The sequence below is a fragment of the Geothrix rubra genome (genome assembly GCF_030268065.1).
In the GTDB taxonomy this organism is placed as follows: Bacteria; Acidobacteriota; Holophagae; order Holophagales; family Holophagaceae; genus Geothrix; species Geothrix rubra.
The window spans coordinates 44,994-60,635 of sequence record NZ_BSDD01000006.1 but is presented as its reverse complement, the minus strand read 5'-3'; the positions used below and the strand labels follow the sequence as shown (position 1 = coordinate 60,635).

21 protein-coding genes are annotated in these 15,642 nt (G+C 71.1%); 9 read left to right on the top strand and 12 right to left on the bottom strand.

Annotated features, from left to right (window positions below; all coding sequences use genetic code 11):
• Positions 1 to 405, top strand: a complete 405-nt coding sequence (locus QSJ33_RS14305) for a phage holin family protein (RefSeq protein ID WP_285727395.1) — start codon at positions 1 to 3, stop codon at positions 403 to 405.
• Here QSJ33_RS14305 and QSJ33_RS14300 read toward each other — a convergent pair.
• Both QSJ33_RS14300 and QSJ33_RS14295 read right to left on the bottom strand, forming a co-directional pair.
• Entirely contained in the window at positions 398 to 1,135 is a 738-nt protein-coding gene (locus QSJ33_RS14300; RefSeq protein ID WP_285727393.1) for a lysophospholipid acyltransferase family protein, read from the bottom strand. The two genes, QSJ33_RS14305 and QSJ33_RS14300, sit on opposite strands and share 8 nt — an antisense overlap.
• Before the next feature lie 2 nt (positions 1,136 to 1,137).
• A complete protein-coding gene (locus QSJ33_RS14295; protein WP_420801412.1) occupies positions 1,138 to 1,740 on the bottom strand; it encodes a peptidylprolyl isomerase in 603 nt (200 codons plus the stop codon).
• Positions 1,741 to 1,836: 96 nt separating this feature from the next.
• On the opposite strand from QSJ33_RS14295, the gene QSJ33_RS14290 reads away from it, so the two are divergent.
• Positions 1,837 to 2,757, top strand: a complete 921-nt coding sequence (locus QSJ33_RS14290; RefSeq protein ID WP_285727389.1) for a prepilin peptidase — start codon at positions 1,837 to 1,839, stop codon at positions 2,755 to 2,757.
• Between the two features lie 28 nt (positions 2,758 to 2,785).
• Here QSJ33_RS14290 and QSJ33_RS14285 read toward each other — a convergent pair whose 3' ends face one another.
• On the bottom strand, positions 2,786 to 3,262 hold the full coding sequence (locus tag QSJ33_RS14285) for a MarR family winged helix-turn-helix transcriptional regulator (RefSeq protein ID WP_285727387.1): 477 nt from the start codon (positions 3,260 to 3,262) through the stop codon (positions 2,786 to 2,788).
• Between the two features lie 54 nt (positions 3,263 to 3,316).
• Between QSJ33_RS14285 and QSJ33_RS14280 the strand changes: the two genes are divergently transcribed.
• A complete protein-coding gene (locus QSJ33_RS14280) occupies positions 3,317 to 3,805 on the top strand; it encodes a hypothetical protein (protein ID WP_285727385.1) in 489 nt (162 codons plus the stop codon).
• A gap of 13 nt (positions 3,806 to 3,818) precedes the next feature.
• Here QSJ33_RS14280 and QSJ33_RS14275 read toward each other — a convergent pair whose 3' ends face one another.
• The 6 genes from QSJ33_RS14275 to tmk all read right to left on the bottom strand — a co-directional run bounded on the left by QSJ33_RS14275 (position 3,819) and on the right by tmk (position 8,047).
• Positions 3,819 to 4,325 carry a GreA/GreB family elongation factor gene (locus QSJ33_RS14275; protein WP_285727383.1) on the bottom strand — a complete coding sequence of 169 codons (507 nt, stop codon included), beginning with the start codon at positions 4,323 to 4,325 and terminating at the stop codon, positions 3,819 to 3,821.
• A 3-nt stretch (positions 4,326 to 4,328) separates the two neighbouring features.
• Positions 4,329 to 4,733 carry a methylmalonyl-CoA epimerase gene (gene mce / locus QSJ33_RS14270; RefSeq protein ID WP_285727381.1) on the bottom strand — a complete coding sequence of 135 codons (405 nt, stop codon included), beginning with the start codon at positions 4,731 to 4,733 and terminating at the stop codon, positions 4,329 to 4,331.
• 45 nt (positions 4,734 to 4,778) lie between these two features.
• A complete protein-coding gene (locus QSJ33_RS14265; protein ID WP_285727379.1) occupies positions 4,779 to 5,975 on the bottom strand; it encodes a PDC sensor domain-containing protein in 1,197 nt (398 codons plus the stop codon).
• A 71-nt stretch (positions 5,976 to 6,046) separates the two neighbouring features.
• Complete coding sequence (locus QSJ33_RS14260; RefSeq protein ID WP_285727377.1) at positions 6,047 to 6,289, bottom strand: DUF2492 family protein; 243 nt, start codon at positions 6,287 to 6,289, stop codon at positions 6,047 to 6,049.
• A 79-nt stretch (positions 6,290 to 6,368) separates the two neighbouring features.
• Positions 6,369 to 7,382 carry an AAA family ATPase gene (locus QSJ33_RS14255; protein WP_285727375.1) on the bottom strand — a complete coding sequence of 338 codons (1,014 nt, stop codon included), beginning with the start codon at positions 7,380 to 7,382 and terminating at the stop codon, positions 6,369 to 6,371.
• Positions 7,382 to 8,047 carry a dTMP kinase gene (gene tmk, locus QSJ33_RS14250; protein WP_285727373.1) on the bottom strand — a complete coding sequence of 222 codons (666 nt, stop codon included), beginning with the start codon at positions 8,045 to 8,047 and terminating at the stop codon, positions 7,382 to 7,384. Before tmk ends, QSJ33_RS14255 begins: the two co-directional genes overlap by 1 nt.
• 72 nt (positions 8,048 to 8,119) lie before the next feature.
• Here tmk and QSJ33_RS14245 point away from each other — a divergent pair, with 72 nt between their 5' ends.
• Positions 8,120 to 9,220: a zinc-ribbon domain-containing protein gene (locus tag QSJ33_RS14245; protein WP_285727371.1), complete on the top strand. Its 1,101-nt coding sequence runs from the start codon at positions 8,120 to 8,122 to the stop codon at positions 9,218 to 9,220.
• Between the two features lies 1 nt (position 9,221).
• Positions 9,222 to 9,707, top strand: coding sequence for a hypothetical protein (locus QSJ33_RS14240; protein ID WP_285727369.1), 486 nt, complete (start codon positions 9,222 to 9,224; stop codon positions 9,705 to 9,707).
• A gap of 57 nt (positions 9,708 to 9,764) precedes the next feature.
• On the opposite strand, the gene rfaE1 is transcribed toward QSJ33_RS14240, so the two are convergent.
• Both rfaE1 and QSJ33_RS14230 read right to left on the bottom strand, forming a co-directional pair.
• Entirely contained in the window at positions 9,765 to 10,769 is a 1,005-nt protein-coding gene (gene rfaE1, locus QSJ33_RS14235; RefSeq protein ID WP_285727367.1) for a D-glycero-beta-D-manno-heptose-7-phosphate kinase, read from the bottom strand.
• Complete coding sequence (locus QSJ33_RS14230) at positions 10,766 to 10,933, bottom strand: Trm112 family protein (protein WP_285727365.1); 168 nt, start codon at positions 10,931 to 10,933, stop codon at positions 10,766 to 10,768. The genes rfaE1 and QSJ33_RS14230 overlap by 4 nt, the downstream gene beginning before the upstream one ends.
• A 173-nt stretch (positions 10,934 to 11,106) precedes the next feature.
• Between QSJ33_RS14230 and QSJ33_RS14225 the strand changes: the two genes are divergently transcribed.
• Together QSJ33_RS14225 and QSJ33_RS14220 are read left to right on the top strand one after the other, a co-directional pair.
• On the top strand, positions 11,107 to 12,003 hold the full coding sequence (locus QSJ33_RS14225; protein ID WP_285727363.1) for a proline dehydrogenase family protein: 897 nt from the start codon (positions 11,107 to 11,109) through the stop codon (positions 12,001 to 12,003).
• A 69-nt stretch (positions 12,004 to 12,072) separates the two neighbouring features.
• Entirely contained in the window at positions 12,073 to 12,555 is a 483-nt protein-coding gene (locus tag QSJ33_RS14220; protein ID WP_285727361.1) for a hypothetical protein, read from the top strand.
• Between the two features lie 60 nt (positions 12,556 to 12,615).
• Here QSJ33_RS14220 and QSJ33_RS14215 read toward each other — a convergent pair whose 3' ends face one another.
• Positions 12,616 to 14,652 carry a (Fe-S)-binding protein gene (locus QSJ33_RS14215; RefSeq protein WP_285727340.1) on the bottom strand — a complete coding sequence of 679 codons (2,037 nt, stop codon included), beginning with the start codon at positions 14,650 to 14,652 and terminating at the stop codon, positions 12,616 to 12,618.
• A 151-nt stretch (positions 14,653 to 14,803) separates the two neighbouring features.
• Here QSJ33_RS14215 and QSJ33_RS14210 point away from each other — a divergent pair, with 151 nt between their 5' ends.
• Both QSJ33_RS14210 and lepB read left to right on the top strand, forming a co-directional pair.
• A complete protein-coding gene (locus QSJ33_RS14210) occupies positions 14,804 to 15,154 on the top strand; it encodes a 6-pyruvoyl trahydropterin synthase family protein (protein WP_285727338.1) in 351 nt (116 codons plus the stop codon).
• 43 nt (positions 15,155 to 15,197) lie between these two features.
• Positions 15,198 to 15,629: a signal peptidase I gene (gene lepB, locus QSJ33_RS14205; RefSeq protein ID WP_285727336.1), complete on the top strand. Its 432-nt coding sequence runs from the start codon at positions 15,198 to 15,200 to the stop codon at positions 15,627 to 15,629.
• The last annotated feature ends 13 nt before the right edge of the window (positions 15,630 to 15,642 follow it).

Sequence of the window (15,642 nt, the reverse complement as noted above, 5' to 3'; positions counted from 1 at the left end):
ATGATCAAGACCCTGCTCCGCTTCCTCTTCTCCGCCCTCGGCCTGCTGGTGGCGTCGGCCGTGGTTCCGGGCATCCGCCACGGCGCCTTCGTGGACCTCCTCGCCGTGGCCGTGATCCTGGGCCTGCTCAACGCCTCGGTGGGGGCCCTGCTCCGCTTCGTGGCCCTGGTGCCCATGGTCTGCTCCTTCGGCTGCTTCAGCCTGGTCATCAACGGCCTGGTGTTCTGGCTGGCGGGCACGCTCTCGTCCCGGCTGGGCCTCGCCTTCAGCGTCTCCGGCTTCTGGGCCGGCTTCTTCGGCGCCCTGGTGGCCAGCGTCGTCGCCTCGATCCTGGGCGGCATCTTCATCCCCAAGGAGCGCGAGCGGCCCCAGGGCCCGCCCCCGCCCATCAAGATCATCAACTGAGGGCGCCAGCCTCCAGCAATCGGCGGACGGCCGCCTCGGCCGCCTGCCGCAGGGCCTCGGCATCCGGGAACGCCCCCGTCTCCAGCGGCGTGCCGACGGTGATGCGGTAGGTCCCGCCCCGGACGCGCCAGGTGCCCCGGGGCAGGATCTCCCGGCCGCCGTGGATGGCCAGGGGCACGACGGGGACGCCGGCCTCGAAGGCCAGGGCGAAGACGCCCTTCTTGAAGGGCAGCAGCCCGCCCGTGGCGCTCCGCGTGCCCTCGGGGAAGGCCGCGAGGCTCTGCCCGTCGTGGATGCGCCGGGCCGCGGCCGCGAGGCTGCGGAGGGCGGACTCGCGCCGGTCGCGATCGATGAAAATGAAGTCCGCCAGCCAGATCACCCAGCCCAGGAAGGGCACCCGGGCCAGCTCCTTCTTGGCCACGAAGACCGGGCGGCTGGGCAGGGTGGAGATGAGCAGGGGCGGGTCGAACTGGGAGGTGTGGTTGCCGATGAACACCGCGGCCCGGGCGCCGGACCGGAGGTCCTCCGGCAGGGACTCCCAGCCCTCCAGGCGCCGCCGGATGCCGAAGGCCGCCGCCGTGCCCCGGATGTAGCCGGGGGCCACAGCCCAGAAGGCCCCCGGCCCGCCCAGGAAGGGGGCCAGCAGGAAGCAGGTCAGGACCGCCAGGGCCAGGGCCAGGGCCCCGAGGATCCAGACCAGGAGGGGCCGGAGAAGCGGGCGTGGCGGCACGGCTACTGCGGGGGCAGGAGCGTGGCCCCCTTGATGAACACCGGGAACTGGGGCACACCGGACTGCCCCTTGCGCCATTCGGTATGCACCTTCTCGATCTTGTCCACCACGTCCATGCCGGACACCACGCGGCCGAACACGCAGTAGCCGTAGCCCTCCGGGGTGTAGTCGCGGAAGTCCAGGGCGGGGTTGTCCACGGTGTTGATGTAGAACTGGGAGGAGGCGCTCTGGGGGTTGTCCGTTCGGGCCATGGCGAGGGTGCCGCGGGTGTTCTTCAGGCCGGCCTTGAAGGCCTGGGGGGCCTCGTTGGTGACCGCGCCCCGGGTGGGCTTCTCGTCCAGGGATTCCGTCAGTCCCCCGCCCTGGATCATGAAGCCCTGGATGACCCGGTGGAAGATGGTGCCCTTGTAGAAGCCGTCCTTCACGTACTGGAGGAAGTTCGCCACGGTGGCCGGGGCCGCCTCGGGATCCAGCTCCACCACGATGGGGCCGTAGCTGGTATCGATCCGGACCCGGGGGTGGACCTTCGGGGCGGGCTCCGGCGCGGGGGCCGGGGCGGCCGCCTGGGCCGGGGGGGCGGGCGGCTGCTGGGCCGCCAGGGCCAGGGTGCTGCACAGGATCAGGCTACGGAACACGGGGCCTCCAGGGCGTCACCTCCATTCTGCCGCGAAAGGCCGGGAAGCTCCCGGTATCGTGGTCCCATGGCCTTCCTGGACCTGCCCCCCTGGACCCTCAGCCTGCTCCTGGCCCCCTTCGGCCTGGCGGCGGGCTCCTTCTGCAACGTGCTGATCCACCGGCTCCCCCAGGAGGATCCGGCGGAACGCAACGTCGTCACCCGGGGAAGCCACTGCCCCTCCTGCCACGCGGCCATCAAGCCCTGGCACAACGTGCCCCTGCTCGGCTGGCTCTGGCTGCGGGGGAAGTGCGCCGCCTGCGGCTGGCGGATCCCCGTCCGCTACCCCCTGGTGGAGCTGCTGGGCGGGCTCATCCTCGGCGGGGCCCACTGGATCCTCCCCTTCGGCACCCTGGTCTGGCTGAAGGGGGTGCTCTGCGCCTTCGCCCTGCTGGTGCTCTTCTTCACGGACCTCACGGAGATGATCCTGCCGGATGTCCTCCAGTTCCCGCTCATGGCCCTCGGCGTGCTCTTCACCCTGCCCCAGGCCCTCCTGGCGGAGCGTTCCGTGGTGGTTATGGGACCCCACGGGCTCACGGACCTCATTTCCGCGAGCCTCTGGCACAACGGCCTCCAGCCCGCCCCCGCCTGGCCGAGCTTCAGCGAGGCCCTCACCTGGAAGGGCAGCCTGATCGGCCTGGCCATCGGCTACGGCGGCCCCGCCCTCCTGAACCTCGTCTACAGGTGGATCCGCAAGACCGACGGCCTGGGCATGGGCGACTTCAAGATGCTGGCCTGGCTGGGCGCCTTCTGGGGCTGGGGCCCCATGCTGGGGATCCTCTTCCTCGGCGCGGCCCTGGGGGCCGCCGTGGGGCTGCCCCTCATGCTGATCCGCCGCACCGGATCGCAGACCATGCTGCCCTTCGGCTGCTTCCTGGCCCTCGCCACCCCCGTCGTCGTCTTCTTCGGCCGGGCGATCTGGTTGGGCTACCTGGGGTGGGTGGGGTAGCCGCGACCAGCGCCCGCCGAGACGCGCCTCAGGCCTGCTCGGCCACCAGCAGCGCCAGGGTTTCGCGCAGGTCCCGCATGCGCTGGGCGCCCACCCGCTTCGCCCAGTCGGCCTCGACGCGCCGGACGAAGGCGCGAACCTCCCTGGTGTAGGCCTGGCCCCGCGCGGTGAGGCGCACGAGCGAGGCCCGGCGGTCCTCGGGATCCTCGACACGCTCGACGTAGCCCGCCCGGCCCAGGTGCTCGACGAGCGCGCCCATCGACTGCTTCGTCATGCGGGCCTTGCGTGCCAGGGTGGTCAGCCGCGCCCCTCCGGGCTCCGTCCACAGGGCCTGGATGGCCGCGCTGTGGGCGGGCTGCAGGTCGACGTAGCCCGATTCGACCAGCCAGCGGGCCAGCTCCTGGCTCATGGCCTGGTGGGCCAACCGGAGCAGCGCGCCGAGGAGCGGCGTCGCGTCCGGTTGTCCCCGGCGCCGGGGGGACGGGGCGGGATTCGCGCTTGACATTTGGTAAGTCTACCTGACCATATTGGTCATGTCAACTGACCAATGGGGTGCAGGATGATCCATCACATCTCGATTCCCGCCCGGGATCCGGAGCACGTCGCCCGGGTCCTCGCCGAGCTGATCGGAGGCTACGCCGGTCCCTTCATCGGCCCGATCCCGGGCGCCTGGGTGGCCTATGCCGAGGATGCCTTCGGCACTGGCATCGAGGTCTACCCTGAAACCACCGTCCTGGTGCCCGGCGCGGGCGACGGCATGGGGGAGGCCGCCCAGCGCAGTGCCCCCTTGGCTGTCCCCTTCCATGCCCTGGTCTCGGTCCCCGTGGACCGGGCCACCATCGCGCGCATCGGCGCCCGTGAGGGCTGGCGGACTCGCCATTTCTGGCGGGGTCCGAATCCCCAGGTGCGCCTCTTCGAGCTCTACGAGTTCTGGGTGGAAAACCGCATCATGCTCGAACTCGTCACCGAGGACATGGTCCCGTCCTACCAACGCATTGCGAACGGCGCGGCCCAGCGGGAGCTGCTGGCCCGCCGGGCCGCCGGCTAGGACCGGCCCCCCCTCATTCCGCCGGGCCGGGGCGGATCGCGAGGATTTCCAGCCGCGTGGTGCCGGCCGGCCGGCGCCAGACCACCTCCTCGCCCGGCTCGGCGTTCAACAGCGCCTCCGCCAGGGGCGAAACCCAGCTGATCTTGCCGTGGGCGGGATCGGCCTCGTCCTCCCCGACGATCTGGTAGGTCCCAGCCTGGCCGGTCTCGTCGCAGACCTCCACCACGGCCCCGAAGTGGACCCGGTCCCCGGGCCTGCCCCGGGGATCCACGGGGATGGCCCGTGCCAGGCGCGTCTCGTAGTGGCGCAGGTCCCGCTGGACCAGGGCGAGCTCCTGCGGATTCGCGAGCTTCCCCTGCTCGACCAGACGGTCCCGCTGCGCGGCGAGCCCGGCGACGAGGGCCTGCAGCTGGCGGTGCCCCGTTGGCGTCACGTAGTTGGGGTGGGGGCTCTGCGGCCGCTCCGGCACGTCTTCCGGACGTCCCGCGTCATCCGGATCCTTGATGAAGGCGCGGTTCAAGGTCTACCCCCCCTGGCTCAGCTCCATCAGCACGCCGCCGGTCTCGGCCGGGTGGATGAAGGCCACGCGGCAGCCGTGGGCCCCGGGCCGGGGCTGGGCGTCGATCATGCGCACGCCCTGGGCCACGAGGTGGGCCACCATCGCGTCGATGTCGTCCACCTCGAAGCAGACGTGGTGGAGGCCCGGGCCGCGCTTGGCCAGGAACTTCCCGATGGGGCCCTCCGGATCCGTGCTCTCCAGGAATTCCAGGGTGCTCTCGCCCACAGGGAAGAAGGCCGTCTTCACCTTCTGGTCCGGCACCTCCTCCAGGTGGTCCGCGGCCATCCCGAAAAGCCGAGCCATGCGGGCCACAGCCTCGTCCAGGCCCGGCGCCGCGATGCCCAGGTGGTTGATGCGCAGCAGCTGCATGGAGCCTCCCGATGGGTCCATTGTCCGCGGGGATCCGCGCGGAGGCTAGATCACCGTGTTCTTCCCGGAGGTGTGCGGGAAGACCTCCCGGGCGCAGTCCGGGCAGATGCCATGGGTGAATTCGGCGTCGGTGTGCTCGTTGAGGTAGGCCTCGATCTGGTTCCAGTAGCCCTTGTCGTCACGGATCTTCTTGCAGTGGCTGCAGATGGGCAGCATGCCGCCGAGCGTCTTCACCTCGGCGAGCAGGCGTTCGAGTTCCACCCGGACGCCCTGCTGCCGCAGCCAGGTGCGGCGGATGAGCGCGAACCCCAGCAGGGTCAGCCCCCAGATCAGCGCCACCTCCAGGCTTTCCTGGGCCACCTCCCACCGCCAGCCGGCCAGGTAGTCCCGATCGGCCACACCCACCAGGATGAAGTAGGGCAGGCCCTCGACCCGACGGATGGCGAACGTGCGCTGGACCTGGTCGAAGGGCGTGGTGGTCCGGTAGATCCCGACCCGCTGTCCCGACTTCGCGAAGTCCCGGAACGCCTGGGACACGACCTTCTGCCCCACGGCGGTGCCCGCGCTTCCGGCCTCGGGGTACCGGGCGATGAGCCCCAGGTCCAGGTCCCGCAGGGCCACGGAACCGTGCGGGCCCACATCCAGGGCGGAGAAGGCCCGCTGGAACTGGTCCAGGGAGATCACCGCCAGGGCCATGCCCGCGAACCGGCGGCCCGGCCCCTCCAGGCGCCGGGCCGCGACGATCACCCAGCTTCCCGTGAGCCGGCCCAGCAGGGGTTTCGAGATCACCAGGCCCGCATCCGGGTCGTCCCGGAGCCGGAGGAAATGCTCGCGATCCGCGAGGCTCACCACCTGGCCCGCCCCCTCCCCGCTGCCGTGAACGACCACCCCCCGGGCGTCGGTGGTGCGGAGGGCCAGCAGCCCAGGGACGCGCTCGTGCTGCCGCCGGAGGAAGCCGTCGAGGTCGCGGGGGGCCCCGCCTGTGCGCTCGACTTCGTCCTTCACGGCCCACAGGGCGAGATCGGCCTTGCCGATGGTGTCCCCCACGTAGTGGTCGAGGACCTGCACCAGGTTCTGCGCCGTGGCGATGGCCCGCTCCCGGTGGCTGCGGAGGCTCTGGCGGAGGGACGCCATGGCCATGAAGAGGACGCACAGGTCGAGCAGGGCGATGCCCACGCCCAGCCGGATCAGGAAGGAGCGGTGGGAGGATGTCGGAGGGGAGGTGTTCCGGGTGGCGCTCACGAGGTCCAGGGGCGAGGTGCGGTCACGGAGATCCTAGCAACATCCCCGGGCACCAAGACCGACTGGCGACCTCAGTGCTGGCAGGCGGGCGCGGGACCCATCCGCACCTGGCCGTCGGTCAGGTCAAGCTTGCCCTTCCGGGCGAGGAAGCCCAGCACGCCTTCCAGGTCGAAGGTGTCGCCGTGGCAGTTGCAGAAGGTGGCCTCGGAGCCGTAGGCGCCCACGGCATCCGCCCGGAGCTGCTCCAGGCTGCAGGCCCCGCCGCGCGCCACCAGCAGCCTCAGCAGGTCATGGCCATAGAGGGGTTCGGACATGGCGGCCTCCGGTTCAGGAGTTTTTTCTCCTGAATCCATTCTAGGCTCGGCCCCCGTGATGGGGGTCACGACAGCCGGTTCAGGCCGTCCGCAGGGCCAGCGCCACTTCCCGCAGCAGGGGCTCGGGGCTGAGGTTGCGGGGCAGGTGGCGCAGGGCCTCCAGGGCCGCCTCCTGTCCAGGGCGCGGATCCAGGGGACCGGCGGCGAGGGCGGCGAGCCGCTCCCCCCAGGGGGCCAGGGCAGGCGGGGCCCCGGCGCGGATCCGGGCCAGGTCCGCCAGCAGGCGCAGCAGCAGCTCCAGGGGCTGGCGGAGCTGCTCGCCCTGGGCCACGCCCCCGTCCTTCTCGGGCAGCAGGGGCCCCGCGGCCTCCGAGAAGGCGGCCCCGCCCAGCAGGGCCAGCCAGGCCTCCACCTGGGCCTCGGCCCGGCGGAAGACGTCCTCTTCGAGGAAACGCAGGCTGCCCTCGCCCAGGGCGGACCAGCGGGCCCGGTCGGTGTCCGTCCACCCGTGCCGGAGGGCCACCTCCCAGGCCTCCGGGCCGGCAAGCGGCGCGAAGGGGATCCGCTCGCACCGGCTGCGGATGGTCTGCAGGACGGCCTCGGGCCGGTGGGTCACCAGGATGAAGTGGGTGTCCTGGGGCGGTTCCTCCAGCGTCTTGAGGAGGATGTTGGCGCTGGATTCGTTCAGCCGGTGGGCCTCCTCCACCAGGATCCACCGGTGGCAGTTGGGCGGTGGCGCCAGGGAGGCCCACTCGATGACCCCGCGGCTGAAGCGGGGCTGGTTGGCCGAATCCAGGCCCTCGCGGATCTGGTCGATGCGGATGACGCCCGCCTTGCCCTCCGGCGTGATCCGCAGGAGGTTGGGCAGCTCGTAGGGCAGGTCGTCCCCCTCGAACAGGCGGCAGCCCTCGCAGGCCCCGCAGGCCGTGCGGCGGAAGCAGATCTCCCGCTGGGCCAGCTCCAGGGCCACGCGGCGCTTGCCGATGCCCTCGGGGCCGGCGAAGAGGAGCGAACCGCGGATGCGCCCGGCCTGGAGCCGCGCCAGGAGGCGCTCGCGGATGGGCCGGTGGCCCTGGAGGGCGGGCGCGAACATCAGTCCACCGCGAACCCGGCGCTGCGGAGCAGCGCCGACACGCGCACCCAGATGGCGGCCTCCACTTGGTCGACGGGGTCGCGCGCAGGCACCACGGCCACCCGGTTGGGCTCGGCCTGGGCCACGGCCAGGAAGCGGGCCCGCACGCGGCGGTGGAAGTCCAGGGCGGCCTGGTCGAAGCGCGTCTCCGCGAATTCCGCCCCGTAGGCCAGGTTGCGGACCTCCACCCGCTGGAGGCTGGTCTCCGGGTCCATGTCCAGCAGCACCGTGAGGTGGGGCCGGAGCCGGCGCAATACCAGCTCGCTCAGGCGGTCGAGGGCAGAGTCCGGGACGCCGCTGGCGCCCTGGTAGGCCCGGGTGGAGTCCTCGAAGCGGTCCACCAGCACCACCTTCCCGGCCTCCAGGCTGGGGCGGATCAGCGCGTGCAGGTGCTGGGCCCGGTCCGCGTAGAAGAGCAGCAGTTCCGCCTCGGGGCACCAGGCCTCCCCGCTGGGGTGGGGCTCCAGCAGCAGGCGGCGCAGTTCCCTTCCCAGGGCCGTGCCACCGGGCTCCTTGCTGACCACCAGGGGCACGCCCAGGTGGCGGAGGCGCTCCGAGAGCCGCAGCAGCTGGGTGGACTTCCCCGAGCCCTCCACGCCCTCGATGGTGATGAACACGCCCGGCACCGGACCTCCCGACCTCCGAGCATACCTTGGCGCTATCCGGTGTTATGCTTCGTGAAATTCCAGGAGTTCCAGGTGGCCGAAGCGATCCATTGCCCGAGCTGCTCCACCCGATACCGCCTGCGGCCGGAGCGACTGAAGCCTTCGCTCCGCCGCGCACGCTGTGTCTCCTGCCAGGGTGTGTTCCCCATCGGCGACGTGGTCCAGCGGCTCCTGGCCGCGGCTCCGGAAGCCGAAGCCGCTGCCGCCCCGGAGGCCTTCGAGGCGCCCTCCCTCACCCTGGGCGATCTGGAGGGTGCTGAATCCGAGATCCTGGAGAAGACGCTGGTGGAGACCCCGGAGGCCCTGCCCGAGGCGAAGCCCGAGGCCCCGGCCCTGCCGCCCCTGCCCCCCGAGATCACGGAATCCACCCTGTCCGGCTACACCTCCGCCCGCGACGCCATCGAGAAGCTCTTCGGCGACGTGGCCACCATGGCCGGGGAGGCCAAGGGCCCCAAGCAGCCCTCCCCCATGGACCTGGAAGCCACCCTCTCCGCCCTGGAACAGACCCTGGGCGGCACCCATCCCACGCCACCCTCGCCGCTGCCGGAGGTGGCCGAAACCCCGGCGCCCCCGGCTTCGCCCCTGGCCATGCCGGCCTCCGGGTCGACCGTGCGGTTCACCCGGGACGAGGTGATGGCCGCCATGGCCTCGGACGCGGTCCCCGCCCCCGCCGGCGCGTCGGAACCCACCGTGGCCCTCCGGGCCGGCGACCTGCTGGAGGCCGCGCCCCAGAGCCAGAGCCCCGTGGCGGACACCACCCGGGCCCTGGCTGCGGCCCAGACGCTCTCCTCGGGCCCCCTGCCCCTCCCGGTGGCGCCTGTCCCCGGCACGCCGGAGGCCGAACTCCTCCGCCTGAAGATCGGCGAGGAGATCTACCCGGGCCTGACCATGTCCCAGCTCACGCAGTGGGTGGAGGAGGGACGCATCCTGGAGGGGCATCTGGTGGCGCGCCAGTTCAGCGAGCACTGGCTCGAAGCCTACAAGGTCCCCGGCCTGCGGCCGGTCTTCGACCGCCTGCGCCGGGAACGGACCTCGGTGCCCGCGGCATCCATGGGCGAGGCCTTCCCGACGGCCGGGGATCCCGGCTCCGCGAAGAAGAGCCTGTTCGGCGGCCTGTTCGGAGGGAAGAACTGACATGCAGCCCCTGATCCTCGCCGCGCTCCTGGCGCTCCCGCAGGCGCCTCCCCCAGTGCCCGCTTCGGCCCCCGCCGCCGCGCCCGAAGCGTCCGCCCAGCCCCTCTCCTTCTACAGCGGGAGCTTCCCCTTCATCTGGGACCGCACCCTCCCCATGACGGTCAACCTGGACGGCCTGAAGGTCACGAGCATCTTCTTCAACCGGCGGAAGGTGGAGCCCGGCTTCTTCAACATCTTCAAGGGCGCCGAGTTCGGCACCCGCGCCCAGGTGGAGGTCACCAACACCGGGAAGTACCCCAAGGTGCCCGGCTTCGCCGTGGCCGTGCTGGACAAGGACGGCAACCTGCTGGGCGTGGCTTCGGGCGGCACCAAGCTCGGCACCGTGAAGCCCGGCGACACCGAGACCTTCGACCTGAACTTCACCCAGGTGAAGGAGCGCCTCTCCAAGGGCGACCGCTTCCTGCTCGCCATCGAGCTGCGCGACTGACCTGACGGGGGGGCGATCCGCCCCAGCCCGGTGGAATCCCCGGGGCCCGGCCGGAGGTCAGTTCGCCTCCTGCTCGTGGTAGTGGGTGAGGAGCTCCGCAGGGGTGACGGTGGCGGTGCCGACCTTGGCGACCACCACGCCGGCGGCGGCGTTGGCCAGCATGGCGGCCTCGCGCCAGTCGGCGCCGGAGGCCACGGCCGCGCTGAAGGCGGCGATGACGGTGTCGCCCGCGCCGCTCACGTCGAAGACCTCCCGGGCCTCCGTGGGGATCATCCAGGGGGCGCCGTGGTCACCGCCCGGCGCGAAGAGGGCCATGCCCCGCTCGCTGCGGGTGACCAGCAGGCCCTTCAGCCCCAGCTCCGCCAGGATGGCGCGGCCCGCCTCCGCGGCCTCGGCGTCGCTCCTGGCCGGGCGCTGGGCCAGCTCCGAGGCCTCCTTGGTGTTGGGCGTCATGAGCGTGGCGCCGCGGTAGAGGGCCTTGTGGGCGGGCTTGGGATCCACGATCCAGGGGATGTCCCGGGCCGCGCAGAGCTCGCGCACCGTCGCCATCACCGGCTCGCAGACCACCCCCTTGGCGTAGTCGGAGACGATCAGGGCCGAGGCCTCCTCCACCGCCCGGGCGAGGCGTTCCCGCAGCCCCAGCAGCACCGCGGCCTCCGGTGGACCGGCCTCCTCGCGGTCGATGCGCAGCATCTGCTGCTGCTGGCCCACCACGCGGGTCTTGATGATGGTGGGACGGGAGGGGTCCAGCACCAGGCCGGAGATGGAGATGCCCAGGCGGCCCAGGAGGCCCAGCAGGCGGTCCCCGGCGGCGTCCTTCTGGAGGGTGCCCATGAGCAGGGGCTCGGCGCCCAGGGCCTTGAGGTTGGCTGCCACGTTGGCCGCGCCGCCCAGCACGGCCTGCTCACGCACCACCCGCACGATGGGCACGGGCGCCTCGGGGGAGATGCGGTTCACCTCGCCGAAGAGGTACTCGTCCAGCATCACGTCGCCCAGGACGGCCACCTTGCGGCCCTCCATGCGGCGGAGGAGGGTCTCGGCCTGCGAACGGTCCAGCCTCACTGGCCCACCCTCTTCGCCTGATCCACCAGCATCACCGGGATCCCGTCCTCGATGGGATAGAGCAGCCCGCAGCCCTGGCAGTGGAGCCCGTCCACCCGCTCCACCAGGTCACCGTGGCAGGCCGGACAGCAGAGGATCTCGAGAAGGCGCGGATCGAGGGGCATGGGGACACCTGTAGCTCAGTATTTCGCAAGCCGGCCCACGCGGGGCAAGGCTTTTGCCGGAAGGCCGGGCCCTGTGACCCGCATCCCAATTCCCGGTCCGGCGCCGGCGGGGCCGGATGCCTTGCGATATGGTACATCTTCCCGGCCGGAACGAGGGCCGGGAAGGAGCCCCCATGGATCTCAAGCGCACCCTCATCGACCTGATGCCCGCCCCGCTCGTGCGGTTCGTCGCCGCGCCCTACGTCGCCGGGAAGAGCCTGGCGGTGGGCGTGGCCAAGGCGGACCAGCTCAAGAAGGACCTGGGGCTCTACTCGACCGTGGACCTGCTGGGCGAGGAGGTCTTCAAGCGCGAGGACGTGGAGGCCACGGTGGCCATCTACTTCCGCATGATCGAGGCCCTGAAGGACCGCCCCTATGCCTCCATCAGCCTCAAGCCCACCCAGCTGGGCATGAACGAGAGCGAGGACTACGCCTACGCCAACCTCCACCGCGTGGTGGCCGCCGCCGCGCCCCACGGCCTGCACATCACCGTGGACATGGAGGACCACACCTTCACCGACGCGACCCTCCGGATCTTCCGGAAGCTCCGCGACGAGTTCGACAACGTGGGCATCGTGCTCCAGAGCCGCCTCTTCCGCACGACGGAGGACATCAGGAACCTGCACGCCAAGCCCTGCAAGGTCCGCATCTGCATCGGCATCTACAAGGAGCCCGCCGACATCGCCCTCCAGGAGAAGCCGGCGATGAAGGAGAAGCTCTTCGAGCACGTGGGCCTGCTGCTGGACCACGGCCACTACCCCGAGATCGCCACCCACGAGGAGTCCCTGGTGCGGCGCTGCCTGGCCTACCTGGAGCAGCGGGGCGTCCCCACCGGGAAGTTCGAGTTCCAGATGCTCCTGGGCGTGCCCCGGACGGCGCTCCAGCAGGAGCTCGTCAAGAAGGGCCATGTGATGCGCCTCTACGTGCCCTTCGCCGAGGAGTGGCAGTACGCCATCCACTACCTCAAGCGCCGCCTGGCCGCCAATCCCATGATGGCCATGTACGTCATGAAGAACCTGTTCAGCCGGTAGGCGGTCCGGGGGCCTTTGGACAACGTGCCGGCCCTGTGGCAGGCTGGGGGGCCCCAGCCTGGAGCCTCCATGAACCAAGGCCAGCCTCCGGCTCCGAAGCCGGCCATGAACCCCGCCCTGAAATGGGGGCTCATCGGCTGCGGCGGTTTCCTGCTGTTCCTCGCCGTGGTCCTCGCGATCGCCGGGATCCTCTTCGTCCGCAAGGTCCGTCAGGTGAAGGCCGACCTGGCCGCCAGGGGCATCCAGGTGGACACCTCCCACGGCGTCAGGGGCGTGGCCTTCGGCCTGTCGGTCGGCCTGGTGCGGAGCATGGAGCCCGCCGTGCTCCTGGCCCTCCCCAGGGAGGAGCACCCGGCCGCGAACAAGGCGTTCGCCGACCTGGCGGCCAAGGGTTCCACCTTCACCCACCAGGACATGCAGGACCTGGATGCGGCCATGCGGGACTACAACGCGGCCACCAAGGCGCTCACCGACGCCGGCAAGCCGCCCTTCGACACCGGGGCCGCCCGCAGGTTCGTGAAGGCCATCCAGGCGATCGCCGACCGCCACTGACCTGCCCCGATCGCACGAAGGGGACGCCGGGGCGCCCCCTTCGCGATTCCAGGTCCCAGGCTACTTCAGGGCCTTGGCCGCCAGCTCGAGGATGTCCGTGGTGGCGACGCCCTCGTGGCCGGTCTCGCCGGCGGCGTTGTTCAGCATGACGTTGCAGAAGGGGCAGCCCACGGCGATGGTGTTCGCCTTGGTCTCCAGGGCCTGCTCGAAGCGCTCGTGGTTCACCCGCTTGCCCAGGTGCTCCTCCAGCCAGAAGCGGCCGCCGCCGGCGCCGCAGCACATGGTGGCCTCGCCGTGCTTCTCCATCTCGGTGAGCTTCACGCCGGGGATGGCGTCCAGGATGGCGCGGGGGGCCTCCACCTGGCCGTTGATGCGGCTGAGGTAGCAGGGGTCGTGGTAGGTGAGGTCCACGTCCACGGTCTGCTCCAGCTTCACCTTGCCGTCGGAGATCAGCTTCGCCACCAGCTCGGTGCCGTGCACCACCTCGAAATCGCCCCCGAAGGCCGGGTACTCGTTCTTCAGGGTGTTGAGGCAGTGGGGGCAGTTGGTGACGACCTTCTTCACGCCGTGGCCCTTGAGGGTCTCGATGTTGGCCTCGGTGGCCGACTGGTAGAGGTACTCGTTGCCCAGGCGCCGGGCGGATTCGCAGGTGCAGGACTCCTCGGTGCCGAGGATGGCGAAGGAGACATCGGCCGCCTTCAGCAGCTTCACGAGGGACTTGGAGACCCGCTGGCCCGCGGCGTCGTACGAACCCGCGCAGCCAACCCAGAACAGGTACTCGGCATCCGGCTTCTCCTCCACCGTGGGCACCTCGAGGCCCTCGGCCCACTTGGCGCGGTCGGCCTGGGGCAGGTTCCAGGGGTTGCCCTGGCGCTCCATGCCCTTGAAGGCGGTCTGGGCCTCGGCCGGGAAGTCGCTCTCCTCCAGCGTGAGGTAGCGGCGCATGCCCACGAGCTTGTCCACGAAGCTGATCTGCAGGGGGCAGGCCCACTCGCAGTAGCCGCAGCTGGTGCAGGCCCAGATGGTGTCCTGGCTGATCCAGCCCTCCAGCTGCTCCTTGCTCCAGGGGGCATGCTCCTCGTCCCGCTTCCACACGGCGCCCTCGGGCACGGGACCGCCGATGAGCTTGCGGCCCTCCGGCACGGGCTGATCCTGGCCCATCTGCTCCAGGGGCGTGGCCTTCAGGTAGTCGCGGAGGTCGGTGCCGAAGTCCTTGGGCCGGAGGGGCTTGCCGGTGAGCGTGGTGGGGCAGTTCTCCAGGCAGCGGCCGCACTCCACGCAGGTGTAGAAGTCCAGCATCTGCTTCCAGGTGAAGTCCTGGATCCGGTTGATGCCGAAGTGCTCGGCCTCCAGGTCCATGGGCTTCAGGTTCTTGTTGGGCTCCAGCTCGCGGAAGTAGATGTTGAAGAGCGACGTGAAGACGTGGAAGTGCTTGGAGTAGGGCAGGAAGTTGCCGAAGCCGTAGAGGAGGGCCAGGTGCAGCCACCACATGGCCTTGAAGAGGGCCAGCTGCCCGAAGGGGCTCATGCCGCCCAGCCAGCCGGCCACCAAGGTGCCGGCCGGGGACCAGGCCGCCCAGGCGGGATGGTTCAGGGCGATGTAGGCGCCGTCGGCCAGCAGGTCCGTGACCATGAGGCCGCCGATGAGGCTCAGGGTGAGCCAGGCGTCCGCGGAGTTCTCCAGCCGCCAGGGCTTCAGGACCAGGCGCCGGAAGGCGGACATGGCCAGCCCCACCAGCACCAGCACCTCGAAGATGTCCTTCGTGGCCTGGTAGCCGAGGCCGAAGCGGCCGAGGGCCTCGGTCATGTGGAAGACCGGGAAGAGCCCCTCGAAGACGAGGCCGATGGAGCGCAGGGACAGGACGCAGAAGCCGTAGAAGATCAGGACGTGGTAGAGGCCCGCGTACGGGTCCCGCAGCAGCCGCTTCTGTCCGAAGACCAGGGTGAACACGCCCTTGAGGCGCTCGCCGGTCCGGTCGAAGCGGTTGTCCGGGAGCCCCGCCTTCAGCGTGGCCAGCCGCTTCCGCATGGTCCACACGAAGAACGCGCCGGCGCCCAGCGTCATGATCCAGAACAGTGCGATTTCCAGGGCCTGCATGGAATGGTCCCTCCCAGATGCATCCAGTGACGCCAGGGGCGGCGCGGGGCCGTCCGCTGGATTTCATTCACCCGTTTGTCAGGTATGCCGTGCTCGAACGGACAGTGTAGCCGTGGCCATGACAAACTGAAGGCCCGACCCGGAGTCAGCCTTGGGCACCCCCGAATTCCACTTCGAAGCCGCCGTGACCCGCCCCCTGTCGGTGGTGTTCCGGAGCGCCGAGCGGTGGGAAGGGCACGACTACACCGTGGAGGTCGTGGCGGAACGGCAGGGGCTGGATGGCTTCGACGTGGTGGTGGACTTCCGCGACCTGGAGGCCGCCCTCGATCGGGCCCTGGCGCCCCTGCAGGGCCGCCTCCTCTCCGACCTGGGCCTGGACGGCCCCCTGGCCCTGGCCCGGAGGCTCGCCGCCGAACTCGCCCCCTTCGCGCCGCCCCCGGCCGGCCTCAAGGAAGTGGCCCTCACGGACGGCCAGGGCCGGCGGCTGGCCGTGCGGCCCTGACCGGGAACGATGCCCCCTCCGCCCGCACCCTAGGGGCGTGACCATGAAGCCCTGGATCCCCGTCGCCGCCCTGGCCCTGACCCTCTCGCCCCTGGCCGTGGTCCATCCCGTCCGCGTGGCGGGCCACAGCATGGAGCCCACCCTGCACAGCGGCGACCTGCGCTGGGTCCTGCGGGCCTGGGCCTGCCCCGCGCCCCGCCGGGGCGAGGTCTGGGTGGTGGCCGGCCCCGAGGGCGAGGCCGTCAAGCGCGTGCTGGGCCTGCCGGGCGAGACCGTGACCTGGGACGGGCCGGACCTCCGCGTGGACGGGCACACCCTGGACGAGCCCTGGGTGGTCCACCCCGAGCGCGGAGGCGCGGGTCGGCAGGCCTGCGGCGAGGGCTACCTGGTCCTGGGCGACAACCGCCCCGACAGCCAGGACGGGCGGATCTGGGGACCGGTTCCCAGCCAGGCGATGCAGGGCCGCCTCCTCTGAAACCGGCGGCGCC